The 18015-nt window shown below is 51.2% G+C and carries 11 protein-coding genes and 1 pseudogene; 8 read left to right on the top strand and 4 right to left on the bottom strand.

Annotated elements, in window-relative coordinates:
* The first annotated feature begins 330 nt into the window (after positions 1-330).
* From clpB to GEI7105_RS0109065, 6 genes are all read left to right on the top strand, one after another.
* Positions 331-3276 (top strand): ATP-dependent chaperone ClpB, encoded by a 2946-nt coding sequence (gene clpB / locus GEI7105_RS0109035; protein ID WP_017660154.1) that lies wholly within the window; start codon positions 331-333, stop codon positions 3274-3276.
* A 333-nt stretch (positions 3277-3609) separates the two neighbouring features.
* A complete protein-coding gene (locus GEI7105_RS39440) occupies positions 3610-3765 on the top strand; it encodes a hypothetical protein (protein WP_218959065.1) in 156 nt (51 codons plus the stop codon).
* A 294-nt stretch (positions 3766-4059) separates the two neighbouring features.
* Positions 4060-5586: an anthranilate synthase component I family protein gene (locus GEI7105_RS0109050; RefSeq protein ID WP_017660157.1), complete on the top strand. Its 1527-nt coding sequence runs from the start codon at positions 4060-4062 to the stop codon at positions 5584-5586.
* A gap of 180 nt (positions 5587-5766) precedes the next feature.
* Positions 5767-9786, top strand: a complete 4020-nt coding sequence (locus GEI7105_RS33280; RefSeq protein ID WP_017660158.1) for a PAS domain S-box protein — start codon at positions 5767-5769, stop codon at positions 9784-9786.
* An 11-nt stretch (positions 9787-9797) separates the two neighbouring features.
* Positions 9798-10199, top strand: a complete 402-nt coding sequence (locus GEI7105_RS0109060; protein WP_035492486.1) for a response regulator — start codon at positions 9798-9800, stop codon at positions 10197-10199.
* A gap of 78 nt (positions 10200-10277) precedes the next feature.
* Complete coding sequence (locus tag GEI7105_RS0109065; protein WP_017660160.1) at positions 10278-10661, top strand: nuclear transport factor 2 family protein; 384 nt, start codon at positions 10278-10280, stop codon at positions 10659-10661.
* Positions 10662-10956: 295 nt separating this feature from the next.
* Here the strand turns inward: GEI7105_RS0109065 and GEI7105_RS0109070 are convergent, their stop codons facing one another.
* On the bottom strand, positions 10957-11622 hold the full coding sequence (locus GEI7105_RS0109070; RefSeq protein ID WP_017660161.1) for an OmpA family protein: 666 nt from the start codon (positions 11620-11622) through the stop codon (positions 10957-10959).
* Positions 11623-13086 carry a hypothetical protein gene (locus GEI7105_RS0109075; RefSeq protein WP_144053732.1) on the bottom strand — a complete coding sequence of 488 codons (1464 nt, stop codon included), beginning with the start codon at positions 13084-13086 and terminating at the stop codon, positions 11623-11625.
* Between the two features lie 185 nt (positions 13087-13271).
* Between GEI7105_RS0109075 and GEI7105_RS0109080 the strand changes: the two genes are divergently transcribed.
* Positions 13272-14903, top strand: a complete 1632-nt coding sequence (locus GEI7105_RS0109080) for a SpoIID/LytB domain-containing protein (protein WP_017660163.1) — start codon at positions 13272-13274, stop codon at positions 14901-14903.
* Between the two features lie 114 nt (positions 14904-15017).
* On the opposite strand, the gene GEI7105_RS0109085 is transcribed toward GEI7105_RS0109080, so the two are convergent.
* Both GEI7105_RS0109085 and ppk2 read right to left on the bottom strand, forming a co-directional pair.
* On the bottom strand, positions 15018-15338 hold the full coding sequence (locus tag GEI7105_RS0109085) for a DUF760 domain-containing protein (RefSeq protein ID WP_017660164.1): 321 nt from the start codon (positions 15336-15338) through the stop codon (positions 15018-15020).
* A 521-nt stretch (positions 15339-15859) separates the two neighbouring features.
* Positions 15860-16762 carry a polyphosphate kinase 2 gene (gene ppk2, locus GEI7105_RS0109090; protein ID WP_245555394.1) on the bottom strand — a complete coding sequence of 301 codons (903 nt, stop codon included), beginning with the start codon at positions 16760-16762 and terminating at the stop codon, positions 15860-15862.
* A 180-nt stretch (positions 16763-16942) separates the two neighbouring features.
* Between ppk2 and GEI7105_RS29775 the strand changes: the two are divergent.
* Positions 16943-17894: pseudogene (locus GEI7105_RS29775) on the top strand (IS701 family transposase); the annotation flags it as partial.
* Positions 17895-18015: the final 121 nt, after the last annotated feature.

Below are 18015 nucleotides of genomic sequence, written 5' to 3' on the forward strand. Positions count from 1 at the left end.
TCGATCGTGTTAAGATTCTCAAACAGAACTTGACAAACGGGCCATCGAACTTAACCAGTTCTTCGGTTCGTTTGTCTTGTGGGAAGACTTTCATTTTAATGTACTATTAGTTGCTTTCGATCGAGATCCCCAGCTTTGACCGTCTTTTAAACTAAAAGAGGGAAGGCGAAGGTGTCAGTCGTGGACGGCCTAGAAGTCCGTTAACGTTGGCATGGGTAGAACTCACGCGACCGACAGCGATCGATATTGGCTGACTGCGACTGCACCGAGAGGTTTTCCTGTTTCCTTAGCGACAGCTTAAGACTGCATAGTTCCGAAATACTGCCAGAAATGCAACCAACCGATCCGTCGAAGTTTACCGATAAAGCATGGGACGCGATCGTTTCGTCTCAGGACGTGGCGAAACGTTATCGAAATCCAAATTTAGAAGTCGAACACGTCGTTCTCGCGCTGTTGGAGTCGGCGGAATTCTCCCATCAAATTTTACAAAAGGCAGGGGTCGATCCGGCACAGTTGGCGCAAAAGCTGGACGCTTTCGCCAAACGACACCCGCGTATGGGAATCGTCGATCAGCTTTATCTGGGACGACATCTCGATACCATGCTGGACAAGGCGGAACTGGCGCGGCAGAATTTCGACGATTCTCATATTTCGATCGAACACCTGTTACTGGGTTTCGCGGAGGACGATCGCATCGGAAGTAAAACGCTACAAGCTCTCGAATCGGATCAGTCGAAAATCGCCGCCGCGATTAAGTCGATTAAGTCGATGCGCGGAAGCGCCAAGGTGAAAGACGCGACGCCAGAAAATCAGTATAACGTCTTAGAAAAGTACGGGCGCGACCTCACGGAACAAGCGAGAGCCGGAAAACTCGATCCCGTCATCGGACGAGATGAGGAAATCCGCCAGGTGATTCAGGTTCTCTCCCGACGCCGCAAAAACAATCCGGTGTTGATTGGGGAACCGGGGGTGGGTAAAACGGCGATCGCCGAGGCGTTAGCGCAACGTATCGTCAACGGCGACGTTCCCGAATCGTTGAAAAACCGTCAGTTGATTTCCCTGGATATGGGAAGTTTGATCGCCGGGGCGAAGTTTCGCGGCGAGTTCGAGGAACGGTTGCGATCGGTGATTCGGGAAGTCACCCACTCCGACGGTCAAATCGTGTTGTTTATCGACGAGTTGCACACGGTCATCGGTGCGGGTGGCGGCGGTTCTCAAGGGACGATGGATGCGGGAAACCTCCTCAAACCGATGTTGGGACGGGGAGAACTACGCTGCATCGGCGCGACGACCTTAGAGGAGTATCGCAAACACATTGAGAAGGATAAAGCCCTGGAACGGCGCTTTCAACAGGTTTACGTGGGACAGCCGAACGTGGAAGCGACGATCTCGATTTTGCGGGGGTTGAAGGAACGCTACGAGGTTCACCACGGCGTTACGATGACGGATTCGGCGTTGGTGGCGGCGGCGACGCTGTCGAATCGCTATGTGACCGATCGCTTTTTACCGGATAAGGCGATCGATCTCATTGACGAGGCGGCGGCGAAGTTGAAGATGGAGATTACGTCGAAACCGACGGAATTGGAAGATGTCGATCGCCGCTTGATGCAGTTGGAAATGGAAAAACTCTCCCTGGAAGGAGAGGAACAGCGTGGCGCGAGGGGAGCCTATTCGTCAGCGCAAGATAGGCTCGATCGCATCGAAGAAGAAATGGTGGAACTGAAGGGAAAACAAGAGGGCCTCAGTTCTCAATGGCAACATGAAAAGCAACTTCTCGACGAAATCAACGCCCTCAAGGAAGAGGAAGAACAACTGCGGCTGAAAATCGAACAAGCCGAACGTAATTACGATTTGAATACGGCGGCGCAGTTGAAATACGGTCGGTTGGAACAGTTACAGCGAGGCTTGGAAGAGAAAGAAGCCGGACTGTTGAAGTTGCAGTCGGACGGATCGGCGTTGCTGCGGGAACAGGTGACAGAAGCGGACATCGCTGAAATCGTCGCCAAATGGACGGGAATTCCCGTGAACAGTCTCTTAGAAACGGAACGTCAGAAACTGCTGAAACTCGAAGAACAGCTACACCGCCGCGTCGTGGGACAGTCGGAGGCGGTCGAAGCGGTGGCGGCGGCGATTCGTCGCGCCAGGGCGGGGATGAAAGACCCCCTGCGTCCGATCGGATCGTTCCTGTTTATGGGACCGACGGGCGTGGGTAAAACGGAGTTGGCGCGGGCGTTGGCGGCGTCTCTCTTCGACGATCGCGATGCGTTGGTTCGCATCGATATGTCGGAGTATATGGAGAAACATTCGGTTTCCCGTCTGGTGGGTGCGCCTCCGGGGTACGTGGGCTACGACCAAGGCGGACAACTCACGGAAGCGGTGCGTCGGATGCCCTATTCGGTGTTGTTGTTCGATGAGGTGGAAAAGGCACACCCGGATGTTTTTAACATTTTATTACAAGTTCTTGACGACGGGCGCATTACTGATTCTCAAGGACGGACGGTGAATTTCTGCAACACCGTTATCGTGATGACGAGTAATATCGGTTCTCAGTACATTCTCGATGTCGCCGGACAAGAGGCGGATTACGAGGAGATGCGATCGCGGGTTTACGAGGCGTTGCGATCGCAGTTCCGTCCTGAATTTCTCAACCGCGTAGACGATTTGATTATCTTCCATCCCCTGGGTAAGTCTCAGTTACGGGAAATTGTGGGAATTCAGATTTTGCGGATCGAGTCGCTGTTAGCCGAACAGAAAATTCAAATCGTGCTGTCGGAGTCGGCGAAGGATTACATCGCCGATGTAGGGTACGATCCCGTGTACGGGGCGCGTCCGCTGAAACGGGCGATTCAACGGGAGTTAGAAAACCCGATCGCCACGAAGTTGTTAGAGTTGGAATTCGGCGCAGGAGATACGATTTACGTCGATTGTCCCGAGGAAGACGGAAGTTTGGTATTCAGTAAGAAAAACCCCAGTTCGTCGATTTCTCAACTGTCGGAGTCGCAACCGGAATCGAAGGCTGAATTAGAACCGGAACCGGAACCGGAACCGGAAGCGAAGGCGGAATCTGTTCCCAATTCCAAGCCGGAACCCGAACCCGAACCGGAATCTAAAGCTGAATCCGAATCGGAACCCGAACCCGAATCCGAACCGGAAGCAGAAAACGAGTCTGAAGCGGTTTCGGTAACGGCGACGGTGGTTCAGCCTTACGAGTTCGATCGCGCCCGGAACATCAACTCTGAGGTAGACTCCAAATCCGACGATTTCCCTTGGGAATAATACGGAATTCGAGATCCTCTGAATCTCGAAGATTCCGGGGATCTCGCTGTCTCGGTTACAGTTTAGCCGTATTGGCTAAGATGGCGATAACGGCCAACATCCAAAAAGGGTTTTCATACTCCATCGATTTCCAATACGCTAGGTTTCAAGAAGTCTTCACGCCTAGAGACACAGAGAGGGACTTGTCGGGTTGGGCAAAATCAGTATTTGAGATTCGGATTTCGTATCACTCAAGAAAACTGTTCGCGAGAAGAGATCGCTCCTCGCCTCGACCGAGACAAATAAACGATTTCTCGAGGACTTCGACGTAATGCCACAGAAGAAGGTTTGTATTTGCCAGACACCGCTCAAAAAAAGCCGAAGAAAGGCGGCAAAATGCTCGAGAAAAATTTTAGAAACTTTCTGAAGAAACCGTCGAATAAATTAAAAAAACTTCAGCCGGATCGCAAGATCGAGCGAATTTTAGGTCAGCAGAAGAAAGAAGTTTAAAGTGAGGAGTCACTCTCTAAACTGATGGATAAATTTCGTGAAACTCGCTTCAATCTCGTCGAGGCTTGCTTCAATTCTATTCTGTGCGATCTTTCCCTCAATGGTGTGACTTTGGGGCAAGACTCGATAAATTTTTAAGAAGGTGGCGATCGCCAACTCGATAGATCTCGAACGGTACGATCGCCGTTTGCAAAAGAACAGAACTCCGAACATTCACCCTCACCATCAACTTCGACCGAAAGTTGGTATAATCTCTGTCCAAACCTCTCCATTACTCCTTATCCGTGAGCGATCGTGATTTTCCCCGATTTTTCTGAATTTTGCCATCTGGCGCAAACTGGAAACTTCGTTCCCGTCTATCAAGAATGGGTGGCGGATTTAGATACGCCCGTTTCCGCGTGGTACAAAGTCTGTGCGGGTCAACCCTATAGTTTCTTATTGGAATCGGTCGAAGGGGGAGAACGTATCGGTCGTTACAGTTTTCTCGGGTGCGATCCCTTGTGGGTTCTGGAATCGCGAGGAGAACAAACGACACAAACCTTTCGCGACGGACGGCTCGATCGCTTTGAAGGCGATCCTTTCGAGATTTTAGAAACCTGTCTCGAACCTTACGATCCGGTAAAACTTCCAGAACTTCCCTCGGGAATCGGCGGCTTGTTCGGAATGTGGGGATACGAGTTAATCCACTGGATCGAACCGAGAGTTCCAGTATATCCCCCAGAAGATGACGATTTACCCGACGGCGTGTGGATGCAAGTCGATACGCTACTGGTGTTCGATCGCGTGAAAGGGAAAATTTGGGCGATCGCCTATGCAGACTTGCGCGATCCTAACGTTTCCCTAGAAGACGCCTACCAGAAAGCCAGCGATCGCGTCTCGCAACTCGTCGAAAAGCTGCAAAAACCCCTCTCTGACGACGAAACCATGTTGGAGTGGACGCCGCCGCAAGCTCACGAGGACAAACCCCTCGAAATCACCAGCAACACCACTAAAGAACAGTTCTGTCAGAGCGTTCTTAAAGCCAAAGACTACATCAAAGCCGGAGATATCTTCCAAGTGGTGATTTCTCAACGGCTTTCGGCGCAGTATTCCGGCGATCCCTTTTCCCTATATCGCTCGATTCGCCTGATAAACCCCTCGCCGTACATGGCGTATTTTAACTTCAACACTTGGCAGGCGATCGGCTCGAGTCCCGAAGTGATGGTGAAAGCCGAACGCCGCGACAACGGAACTCGCATCGCCACGGTGCGCCCCATCGCCGGAACTCGCCCTCGGGGGAAAACGCCAAAAGCCGATCGCGACTACGCTGAAGACTTACTCAAAGACCCCAAAGAAATCGCCGAACACGTGATGTTAGTGGATTTGGGACGAAACGACCTCGGCCGCGTCTGTCGCAACGGAACGGTGACGGTAGACGAGTTGATGGCCGTAGAACGGTACTCCCACGTCATGCACATCGTCAGCAACGTAATCGGGGAGTTAGACTCGTCGAAGTCGGCGTGGGAATTGCTGAAAGCCTGTTTTCCCGCCGGAACCGTTAGCGGTGCGCCGAAAATTCGCGCCATGGAGATCGTTCGCGAACTCGAATCCTGTCGTCGCGGTCCCTATTCCGGGGTATACGGCTATTACGATTTCGAGGGACAACTGAACACGGCGATCGCCATTCGTACCGCGATCGTTCGTTCGGACGAGTCGGGAAATCGCATCGTATCCGTGCAAGCGGGAGCGGGGTTGGTGGCCGATTCCGATCCCGAAACAGAATACGAAGAAACCCTAAACAAAGCGCGAGGCTTGTTGGTGGCGGTGCGATCGCTCAGCTAATCGCAACGAACGGAACAGAGGTCAATTGTGGGAGTGCAACGGTATCTGACGCCGCTGCAACAATAGTTGAGGACAAACACCGATCGACCGGATGCGGCTTCATCAGTGAAGAGGGAAACGCGATCGGTCAACAGTGGAGACAGTCAAATATTTCTCCCTATCTCCCCATCTCCTCACCTCATGACCAACGTTCTAACGACCCTTCCGACCCAGGCGTCCCTTCTTCAAGGAATTTTCGGCATTTTGCCGGAGATTATTTTAATGCTCGATTCCGAAGCTGAAGAGATTTCACTGCTCCCTACAGGGGGACTTCGGAGCGATTTCGACGTGGCTGGGTTGACCTTAAGTCAGTTTCACGAGGAAGAGACGCGCGATCGCTTTCTTCTTCCCATACGTCGCGCGATCGAAACCCAGACGACCCAAATCTTTGAATACGACCTCGAAGACGAAGAACAGCGCCTGTGGTACGTGGCCAAAATATCGCCTTTAGAGGGCGATCGCGTCATTTGGATGGCTCGAGACATTCTGGCCTCCTTACCGCCGTGCTGTCAGGACACCACCCACATCTGCTGGCGCGATCGCGTCGAAGCCGAACTTCAAGACAGCGAAGATCGCTTCCGGGCGACCTTCGAGCAAGCAGCAGTCGGCATCGCTCACGTGCGAACCAACGGGCGATTTCTGCGAGTCAACCGCAAATTTTGCGAATTTCTCGACTATAACCCTGAAGACCTGCTCGATCGCCCCTATGCCGACTTTACTCATGCCGAAGACCTCGAAATCGGCAACGCCGGAATCCAAAAACTGCTGAGGGGAGAACTCGACACCTTCACTCAAGAAAAACGCTATCTGCGCCGAGACGGAACGCCCGTGTGGGGAAACGTGACGATATCGCTAGTGTGCGATCGCGACGACCACCCCGACTACTTTATCGCCGTCGTCCAAGACATCGGCCACCGCAAACAAGCCGAAGCCGCCCTTCACGCCAGCGAAGAACGCTGGCAACTGGCCGTTCGCGGGAACAACGACGGTATCTGGGACTGGAACGTCAAAACCAACGAAGTTTTCTTTTCCCCCCGCTGGAAAGAAATGCTGGGATTTACGGAAATGGAAATCGAAAACTCCCTCGACGAGTGGTCTAAGCGCGTCCATCCCGACGATCTCAACTGGGTAACGCAAGCCATTCGCGATCACTTCGACAAAAAAACGCCGTTTTACATCACCGAACACCGCGTCCTGTGCAAAGACGGCACGTACAAATGGATACTCGATCGCGGTCAAGCCCTGTGGAACGAGGAGGGGGAAGCCGTGCGTATGGTGGGATCGCACACCGACATCAGCGATCGCAAAGCCACCGAAGCTCAACTCTATCGAGTCAACCGCACCCTGCGAACCCTCAGCGACTGCAATCAAGCCCTGGTTCGCGCCACCTCTGAAACCGATCTGTTTGAAAACGTCTGTCATATCCTCGTCACCGCTGGGGGTTATCGCCTCGCCTGGGTGGGATACGTCGAACGCGACGCCGCTAAAACCATTCGTCCCGTCGCCCAAGCCGGTTTCGATAACGGCTATCTCGAAACCCTACACATCACTTGGGACGATTGCGAACGGGGTCGCGGCCCCACGGGCATCGCCGCCCGCACCGGCCGCATCAGCGTTTTTCAAGATATCCTCAACGATCCCCGTTACCGACCCTGGCGCGAAGAAGCCCGAAAACGAGGCTATGCGTCCTCCATCGCCGTTCCGATGGTTCACGACGGCACGACCATCGGCGTCTTAAATCTTTACCACCACCGTTCCCACACGTTCGACGAGGCAGAAATTCAGTTTCTCGGAGAACTGGCGGCCGATCTCGTGTACGGGATCGCAGCCTTGAGAACGCACCAAGCCCACGAAGAAAGCGAACGGCGGTTCCGACAACTGGCAGAAAGTATCGACGATGTCTTTTGGATGAGCGACGACACCGAAAGCGAAATTCTGTATGTCAGTCCCGCTTATGAGAAAATTTGGGGACGAAGCTGTCAGAGTTTGTACGACAATCCCAAAGGCTACCTCGAGGCGATTTACCCCGACGATCGCGATCGCGTTTTGCCCGTTCTCCAGACTCTCAACATTTCCTTCGACCTCGAATATCGCATCGTTCGCCCCAACGGTTCGGTACGCTGGGTCTGGGATCGCGGCTATCCGGTTCTCGACGAACGCGGAGAACTTCACCGCCGCACTGGAATTGCCAAAGACATTACCGATCGCAAACGGGCCGAAGCCTTTCTCGTCAGTGCCAAACGGGAACTGGAAAACCGAGTGCGCGATCGCACCGCCGAACTAGCCCGAACCAACCAACAGCTTCAGCAGGAACTCTCCGAACGACAAATCGCCGAAGCCAAACTGCGGGAAAGCGAAAAGCAATATCGAACGCTGGTCGAAAACTTTCCCAAAGGAGCAGTTTTCCTCTTCGATCTCGACTGGCGCTATCGTATCGCCGACGGCGTGGGACTGGCAGCCCGAGACTTGTCCCGAGAGCAACTCGAAGGTCAGATCGTCTCCGACGTGCTGCCACCGGCCATGTACCGGGACGCGAAACCCCTCTACCACGCTGCCCTCTGCGGGCAAACCGTGGCCGCTGAAATCCAACACGGCGAGAACACTTACGCCTATCAAGCCCTTCCGGTTCGTAACGAAACCGGAGACGTACTGGCGGGAATGGTGGTGATGCAGGATATCACCGAGCGCAAGAAAGCTGAAGCCGATCGCGATCGCCTCATCGCCATTTTAGAAGCCAGTCCCGATATCGTCACCTCTAGTACCCTCGACGGTCGCCCCTTTTACCTCAACCAAGCAGCACGGAAGGTCTGGGGCTTTTCCCCCAACGCCAGCCTCGACCAGTGGCATATGCGATGTGGACATCCCGAACGGGCTTGGCAACTCATCGAAACCCAAGCGATACCCGCCGCCGTGGAACGGGGCAGTTGGGTGGGTGAAACGGCAGCGATCGACTGTCAGGGTCGAGAAATTCCCCTCTCGCAACTCCTCATCGCCCACAAAACCGCCAGCGGCGAGGTTCAGTTCCTCTCGTCTGTCGCTCGAGATATCACCCAAGCCAAACACACCGAAGCTCAATTTCGAGAGTCCGAACGCCGTTGGCGTAGCGTGTTAGAAAACGTGCCGTTGTTGGTAGTGGGATTGGATTTAAACGGCTGTATTAGTTACGTCAATCCGTTTTTTGCGAGTTTGACGGGGTTCGATCGCGACAGTTTGCTCGGGCGAGATTGGTTCGAGACGTTGTTACCGCCGTCCTATCACTCCTCGGTACGCCGTTATTTTGAATCGATTCTCAAGGAAGACTTTCAACCGCGACGCCAAGGCCCCATTTTGACTGACAGCGGGGAAAAACGCATCGTTGCTTGGAACAATGCCGTCTTAAAAAATTCTCTCGGAGAGGTCGTCGGTACTCTCAGTATCGGCGAAGATATTACCGAACGCCATGCCATCGAACGTATGAAAGACGAGTTCGTCTCCGTGGTCAGTCACGAGTTACGAACCCCACTAACCTCGATTCATGGGGCGTTGAACCTGTTGGCCAGCCATTTGGTCGATCCGACTTCCGAACGGGGAATGCGGGTGGTGCAGATTGCGGCCGAAAGCGCCGAGCGCTTGGTACGGTTGGTCAATGATATTCTGGCCTTGGAGCGGTTGGAATCGGGTAAAATTCATCTGTCTCGGCAGTCTGCTAACGTTACGACTCTCGTGGTTCGGGCGATCGAACAAATGCAGGTGATGGCAAACCGGGCTAAAATTACGCTGGTTTCGTCCCCTTGCGATGTGTTCGTGTTTGCCGATCCCGATCGCGTGTTACAGGTGATGACGAATTTACTGGGTAACGCCATCGAGTTTTCTGAGGTGGGGAAAACCATTTGGGTCTCGGCTGAAGTACTCGACGGTGAGGAACCGCCAACGGTGCGCTTTGCGGTGCGAGATGAAGGCCGGGGAATTCCCGCCGACAAGCTCGATCGCATTTTCGAGCGGTTCCATCAAGTCGATCCGTCTGATTCCCGCCGCAAAGGGGGGACGGGATTGGGGCTGACGATTTGTCGTAGTATTGTCGAACAACACGGCGGGCGGATTTGGGTCGAAAGCACCCTCGACGTCGGCAGTTGTTTTTACTTTACGTTACCGATGACCGATACGTTATCGACGCCCGATTAGAGGAACCATTTATGGCGATCGCTTCCCCGCTTTCTACCCCCAAATGCGTTCTCGTGGTCGATGACGACGACGGCGTACGCGAAATCGTGCAAATTTCTCTAGAAGCGGCGGCGGGATGGGAGGTGTTGACGGCGGCCTCGGGACGAGAGGCGATCGCGATCGCCTCTTCACACCACCCCGACGCGATTTTACTGGACGTGATGATGCCGGATATGGACGGGGCAGAGACGTTTCGACATCTGCAACGCAATCCCGAGACTCGCGACATTCCGACGATTTTTTTGACGGCGAAAGCCAAAGCCAGCGAACGCGAAGCCTATTTAGCGTTAGGGGTAACGGGTGTGATTACGAAGCCCTTTGCGGCGTTGAGTTTGGTCGAAGATATTCGTGCGATTTTAAATTGGCAGTTATGAGGCAAACGAAAAAATTACTTTTAGAAATTGCTTTCGATCTGTTGAATTTACACTTAAAATAAATCAAGGATCGCTAAAATGGACTCTAACACAAAACATCAACTCATTCGAGACTATATTAACTGCTATAATTCTTTCGATATAGAAGGAATGTTGTCAACTCTACATTCTGATGTAAAGTTCGAGAACATTGTAAATGATGAAGTAACAGATCGTGCAGAAAATCTGGTTGAGTTTAAAACTCTGGCCGATCGCGCAAAAGAGCTGTTTGCATTTAGAGAGCAAACGATAGAAAAAATTGATATAGAAGCCGATCGCATGGTAGTCGCGATCGATTATAGTGGCGTTTTGGCGGTCGATCTGCCAAATGGCTTACAAGCTGGGCAAAAATTAAACTTCAAAGGAAAATCTGAGTTTTATTTTAAAGAAGGTAAAATATCCAAGATCGTCGATATTATTTAGGGCTTGCTGAAAAACTATTAAAGTTAAAGTGAGGGAAGGGAACAGGGAACAGGGAACAGGGGACAGGAAATTGGAGGCTGAGGAAGGGTGCATTTCAAAAATGTAAATTCATCGGATACAAGCTGACCTACTCGATAGTGCTACGCACCGCTTCCGCTTTCCCTGCGGCTGTTGGGTTCCACTCCGTTCCACCCGTGGACTGAGCGAAGCCGAAGTCCAACCTACCCAAAACTCATGTTTCTACATTCATTGAGATGCACCCAATTGATTTAGGGTTGCTATCGCTAAAACCATATTATTGACTCGACAAAAAGTCTTGAAAATTCGGACGTTTGAGTTGAAAGCGAAATACGACTTTTCGATCGCCCGGATTGTCGGTGTCTAAACTTGCATCTAATTCTCCTCGTCCCGAGGTTAAAACCTTTTGCAAAAATTTATCTTTATTTTTAAAATTTAACTCATCCGAAAATAAATAATTTACCACAGCTAACGAACGATTTAAACTCAATTTTAAATTGTCGAGATCGTCACCGTCCGAACTGGTGTGGCCTTCGACGATCACGCGAACGACTTGCGCTTCAAACTCGGAATTCGAGAAAATGACATCGCTGTAAACGGGGATAAACTCTCGTAAAAATCGCTTTCCTTCCGGCTTTAACTCCGCACTGTTTTCGTCGAATAAAATGCGATCGCCAATACTCACATCCCCCGTATCGGGATCGACGCGAATGTCTTCACCACTTAAATCCCGTTCGATCGCGTTGAGGACAACCACAGGAAGGCGATCGAGCGCGTCTTGATACTGTTTCAACTGGATCGTTACCGTTACGAACAACAACGCGAAAAACAGCAACAACCCCGACATCAAATCGCCGATCGACAGCCAAATCCCCGAGTCTTCCTGCGGACTCAATTCTTCAAACGTCTCGTCGTCAAACGTCTCGTCGAAGCGATCGGACATTTATCGATCTCCATTTTCCAACTGTCGGACTTCATCGGCAAGGGTTCGAGTAAAGCGATCGCCGATTTCCTCTAAATTTCGACGCTGTTTGACGAGAGTATCTTTCAACAACTCGTTTTGCTGGGAAAAGAACCCGTCGAGTGCGTATTGGTAATCGAGGCGAAATCGTTGCAACTCCTCTTCTACCGTTTGGCGAGTTCCCTGAATCGTCTCGTCGATGTTTTCCAAACTCGCCGTTAACTGATATCGCGCCGCTTCCATCGTTTTAACCGTTTCGTCACCCACCGCGTTCAAAACATCGGCTTGACTCGAAAACGCCGTTTGACTGCGATCGAGTAAGTCGCGCGTTCGCTGCTGTACGTCGTCGAGGAGCGATCGCTGCATATCCAGACTTTCCCGTAACGCTGTCTGAGTTTGAGTTTGTAAGTTCTCCAACGCGCGATCGAGTCGGTGGGAAAATTCCTGTAACCCCGCGATCGCCTCCCGCTGAACCTCTCCGACTGCATCGATCGATTCCGCTAACTGCGAAACCGACGTTCCCAGGGTTTCCCCAAACTGAGACACCGTCACCTGGGTTCGTTCCGTTAACTCGCTGCTGCGATGGAGTTGCTGCGCGATGGGTTCGATGAGTTCCCGTTTCAACTGAGTTTCTAACCGTTCGACGATCTCAAGCGGAACGCGTTGTAACGCCTGAGTTTCCCGCAACGCATCTAACTGACGTTCTTGAAGTTGGCGAATTTGCTGTAACTCCTCGACAACGCGATCGTCGATCGCGCGATTTCCCAAATTTCCCGACGCTAGACGAGACAATATCCGCGTGGGAGAGTCCAAAAACGCCACCGCATCGAGGCGCGATCGCACCCGATTTCGACAGGCTAGGCGAACGCGATCGCCGATCGCCAGCAACACTACGAACCCACTCGCACTTCCCAATCCACACAGCGACGTAAAAAACGCCACTTTCATCCCCGCTAACAGTTGAGTACTCGTCGCCAGTAGGGTTTCCGTTTCCGCGATCGCCTCCAAACTGACTCGCTGCAACCCCAAATAAATTCCGGTAAAAGTTCCCAACACCCCCAACGCCGTGAGAAGCGTCGGCGCAAAAGCGACGGGACTGCGAGGAACGCCGCGTGAGAGAATCGTCGGCATGGAGAGTAACACGAAGCGATGTCCTTGACGGCGAGGACGAAAATACAAGCGATCGCCATCGTCGAGGTCTCCATCGAGATGTTCGAGAAGCCAACGCACCACGCGATCGTCGAGTCGATCGAGAGGAATGGCGTCGCGTTCCGAGTTCGATTGCAGGTGCGATCGTAGCAAGCGCACCGCCTTCGCCGTGGCGTAACACCCTCGATTCCAGTACATCCAGATCGAGCGGATTTCCAAGGCGATCGCCGCGATCGACAGGCTGACAATCACACTCAGAAAAACAGTATCGACGCGATCGACGAGTTCGATTGGCACGACGGCAACGTTACGGTATTGATTTGTTATCTTACAAATCATCGAGCATTTTTGGGCAACCCGCTGTTTGGGGGTCGGGTGTATCACACTCGAACACCGAAAACGCGCACGGGAAATCGCCTCTAGCGAACCCACCGCTGAGGTGGAAACCCAGCCACACCGAACGGACGATTGAAGAAATTCTGATGACAGCCAACACCACGACATCGATCTACCCATCCCGCCATCGAAACGTACGTCAAATTTCTGCGAAAGAACTCCGTTCCGCATTCGCGATCGCCGTCCTTTCCCTGTTAATTTCCGCACTGTTTCCGAGACTCGCTAAAGCTTTCGAGATAAAAGTCGGTGTCGTGCAACGATTCGGCGACGAACCTGGCGACACTTTGACCCTCGAACCCGCCAACAGCGACGCTTTAACCATCAGATATCTCGGTGGCGACGGAACCCCGCAAACTCAGCAACTCCCCAAACTCAAACTCGAAGTCGTCCCCCAACCTCTAGACAGGTCAGTATTAGACGAACGGGTGGTGTTGAGTACCCATCGCAGTTACGAAAACGCCGAACAGAACGCCAAAGAATGGCGCGATCGCGGAATTGAAGTAGAAATCGCACAACCGAGCGATATTTGGGAAGTTTGGGCAAAACGAGAGGTTTATCGAACGCCGTTGTTGCGGCGACTGTTAATCGAAAACCTCGAAAAACAGGGGTACGACATCGCCTATTTACAAAACCAAGTTCTCGATCGCCAACTTCAAGCTGGTTGGGTAGCGGGTGGCTTTCGCTACAACCGCGACGAAATGGAAATTCAGAGTTCTGGTACCGTTCGCGTCATCGACGGCGACACTTCCCATACTTACGCCGGAACCCTGCGATTACAACCCAACGCTTACGGAAGTTATACCCTCGTCAACGACGTTTCTATCGAAACCTATTTACGGGGTGTCGTTCCTCACGAAATCGGCCCCAACGCACCCTACGCCGCTGTCGAAGCTCAAGCGATTATCGCACGAACCTACGCTGTCCGAAACTTACATCGCTTTGCGATCGACAATTACCAAATTTGTGCCGATACCCATTGTCAAGTGTACTGGGGATTAGACAATACGGTAGACAAAGCCGATCGCGCGATCGCCGCTACCGCCGGACAAATTTTGACCTACAACAACGAACCCATCGATGCGTTATATTCTTCGACAACGGGGGGAGTCACTGCGCCGTTTGAAGATGTCTGGCATGGCGAATCGCGTCCGTATTTAACCGCAGTTGTCGATTCGGTAAACAGAGTGTGGGATCTAGCAGCGAAGCCGTTAAACGACGACGCCAACTTAAAAGCGTTTATGGCGTTGGACGATGGATTTAACGAGTCGGAGTGGAATACATTTCGCTGGAAAGAGGCCACGAGTCTCGAGGAGATGACGGAGTTTTTGAAACGGTACTATCGCCGCAACAACCGCGAGATTAATTTTTCGGCAATTCAAAAAGTGGAGGTGGTCGAGCGATCGCGATCGGGACGTATTTTAAAAATGACGATTACCACCGATCGCGGTGTTGTTGAAATTCCCAACGACGAAATTCGCAATGCGTTTTATCCGCCGATCAGTACCTTGTTCTATTTAGAGCCAATTTACGAAGAGAAGGGCGACAGTAAAACCCTCTGGGGCTACAATTTTATTGGTGGCGGTTTTGGACATGGCGTCGGTTTGAGTCAAACGGGAGCCTATCATTTAGCTGATGAAGGAAAATCCAGCAAGGAAATTTTAGAGTTTTACTATCCAGGGACAGCGTTAAAGTCGTTAGACGAGCTGTTCGATCGGTAGGCGATCGCTTAAGGGTTTCAGAAAATATGACAAAAAAAGAGCCCCGTCGTTGTCCACAAGGCTCCCTAAACAGAAATAAAATATCGAGTCGGGACGATCGCTCGGATCTCAGATCTAGCGATCGCCATCGTTGCTTTCCACCGCTTGCAACGACCTTTCAAAATTCATTCGTTGGTAAGCATTGTTGAGGAAATAGCCGTTCATCATGGCCGACGCGAGCAGTTTTCCGAGATGTTCGCGAGAGGTCGTAATTGAGACGTTGAACTGTTCCGAGGGCAGTCCTCCCAACATCCCAATTAGATTCTGTTCCATCACCTGAGCGACCTCGGGGTTGGGGTGCGAGAGGCGTTCGACGGCTTCGGGTGGCATCGACTGTAGATATTTCCACAGTTGATTCTGACCTTGTTCGGGAACAGATTGAGACAGAGGATTCATGGTTTAATTTGAGATTCGTTCTGTGACCTATCTATAGGTTAGAAAATCCCCGCGTTCCTGCCTAGTGAGTGCAACCGAAACGTTTGGGGGGGTTTCTGCGACCTTTCCCGTACAGAACTTACGCATTTAGTCTATTTGCAAGATGGTTGACACCCACCAAGTTCTACGTCTAGGTCGAGGGAAAAGTGGGGAATTCTGGCTCTTCCGAACTTACTCTGCAATAAATCGCTGAAACCCTTACAGGGTAGGAAGCTCAAATCGTTTGCATCCCTTCCCAGAGACAGGCTACAGGGTGCATCTCAAAAATGTCAATTTATCAGATCGGAGTCTCTATAGTGAATTGAGCTGTTGTTGGGTTTCGCTATCGCTTCACCTACAGACGGCAGCGTTGCCGAAGTCCAACATACTCCAGACTTATATTTTTGCAAAAGTGAGATGCACCCGTGAGATGCACCCCAGGCTACAAGCATTTACCTTACACACTAAGGTTAGAAGAGTGGGGAATTCCCATCATCTCCTCATCAATAAATTTCAGGAACGAAAGTTTGTTTGCTGATGGGGGGGCGGAGATAGCCGTTATCGATTTGACGCGTGGGAAGTTCGATGGAATCGGGCGTGAGGTCTTCGTAAGGAATCATGGTTAAAATGTGACGAATGCAGTTGAGACGGGCGCGTTTTTTGTCGTCGGCGTTCACCACGTACCAGGGCGATCGCTTGATGTCGGTGTGGGCGAACATTTCATCTTTGGCGATCGAGTATTCTACCCATTTTTCTCGGGCTTTGAGATCCATCGGACTCAGTTTCCAGCGTTTGGTGGGATCGTCAATTCTGGCTTTAAATCGGCGTTCTTGTTCTTCGTCGCTGACGGAAAACCAATATTTCAATAAAATAATGCCCGATCGAATCAACATACATTCAAATTCGGGACACGATCGCAAAAATTCGCGATATTCAGCTTCGCTACAAAAGTCCATCACCCGTTCGACGCCCGCCCGGTTGTACCAACTGCGATCGAACAAGACCATTTCTCCAGCGGCGGGTAAGTGGGGGACATACCGTTGAAAATACCACTGGGTTTTCTCTCGTTCGGTGGGGGTTCCTAACGCCACAACTCGACAAATTCGAGGATTGAGACATTCGGTAATGCGCTTGATGGTTCCCCCTTTACCGGCGGCGTCTCGCCCTTCAAAAATAATGGCAACTTTTAAGCCTTGCTGTTTGATCCACTCTTGAAGTTTGACCAGTTCGATGTGAAGTTTTTTGAGTTCTTTGTTGTAAACCTTTTTGGAAAGATTATCGATGCTTTCTTTAGAATTTATTCCGTTTTTACGCCTCAAATTTAATCCTTCGATGGATTCTTTGAATTTGTCTTTCTTTTTCTGTTTGCCCATATCGATCGAGCCTTGGCACAAATAAAGTGACACGCTACTTCGATCTTACTGTGCGAATTACTCAAAAATTGTAAATTTTAACGTCTTTTCAATTTAGGCTGACATTTTAAAGCTTTTTTAAATAAAGTTTTCTTAACGGGACTTAAACGGTAAAAAAGGTAAAATAAAAGCAAAACCCTTGACTGACAAGGATTTAAGGTGGAGAGTGTCCCCATGAGAGAGACCACCCCAGCCGCTATGCCACCCTGCTTTGAGAAGTGGTGCAAGCGTTTCGACCCCGACTTCAAAACCCAAGCACAAAAAAAGGGGTTTAGACACTATTTGGGAGGATTACTCGGGGAAAGCCAGCGAAAAAACATAACTCAGATGGCAAACGACTCGGTGGGAGTGGTTTACAACCGCTTACATCATTTTATAACGGAATCCCCTTGGGAGGAGAAGCGTATTAACGAACGTCGTTTAAAGGTGGTGGACTCCTGCCATCAAACCCGAGTGGGTCGGGGATTTGCCTTGCTGCTCGATGATACAGGACATCGAAAAAGCGGCAACTTCACCGCAGGTGTGGGAAGACAGTACATCGGAGAAATCGGCAAGCTCGACAACGGAATCGTGGCGGTAACGACCCATCTCTATGATGGCAAAAAAAATTTGCCTCTGGATGTAGAAATCTATCAGCCAGCCAGTTCCTTACCCTCAGGCAAGAAAGATCCCTCTTTCAAAAAGAAACCCGAAATCGCCTTAGAATTAATTGACCGGAGTTTAAAGAGAGGGTATCGACCGGGAATCGTCCTCATGGATGCCCGGCTATGGTAACAACACAAATTTTTTAAAGGGACTCGAATCTCGCCGACTGAAGTATCTAGGAGCCGTCGCCAAAAATCGGAAAATCTGGCTGAATCAATCGGGAGAAAATTGGCAAAAGATTCGCCTTGATGAATATGCCAAAAGCTTACCAGAAGAGGACTTTACGCCAGTTTCTCTAAATTTAAACAAGCCCAAAACCCTGTGGGTGGCGACGGGTACGGCAGAGCTGTCACGTCTACAAGGAGAAAGAACCTTTGCTATCGTCATGAATGCAAGTTCTTATGCGGACGCGACAGAAATTGATTATTTCATCACGAATGAAGACTCCGAAAAAGTGACTGCCGAATGGGTCGTGAACACGGGTGCATCCCAGTTTTGCAAGTGTTAGGCGTAAAAGTCTCCATTGAGATAAGCACAGCGTTGCTTGAGGACTTGTGGAACGTTCTGACGTTCCCACTGAGCGCCGGAAATCTTGAGACGCC

The organism is Baaleninema simplex PCC 7105, from assembly GCF_000332355.1.
Classification (GTDB): Bacteria; Cyanobacteriota; Cyanobacteriia; order Cyanobacteriales; family Geitlerinemataceae; genus Baaleninema; species Baaleninema simplex.

Bases quoted from the DNA above. Each gene is read 5' to 3' on its own strand.
- clpB (WP_017660154.1), top strand. From the start codon at position 331: ATGCAACCAACCGATCCGTCGAAGTTTACCGATAAAGCATGGGACGCG.
- GEI7105_RS33280 (WP_017660158.1), top strand. From the start codon at position 5,767: ATGACCAACGTTCTAACGACCCTTCCGACCCAGGCGTCCCTTCTTCAA.
- GEI7105_RS0109060 (WP_035492486.1), top strand. From the start codon at position 9,798: ATGGCGATCGCTTCCCCGCTTTCTACCCCCAAATGCGTTCTCGTGGTC.
- GEI7105_RS0109065 (WP_017660160.1), top strand. From the start codon at position 10,278: ATGGACTCTAACACAAAACATCAACTCATTCGAGACTATATTAACTGC.
- GEI7105_RS0109070 (WP_017660161.1), bottom strand. From the start codon at position 11,622: ATGTCCGATCGCTTCGACGAGACGTTTGACGACGAGACGTTTGAAGAA.
- GEI7105_RS0109080 (WP_017660163.1), top strand. From the start codon at position 13,272: ATGACAGCCAACACCACGACATCGATCTACCCATCCCGCCATCGAAAC.
- GEI7105_RS0109085 (WP_017660164.1), bottom strand. From the start codon at position 15,338: ATGAATCCTCTGTCTCAATCTGTTCCCGAACAAGGTCAGAATCAACTG.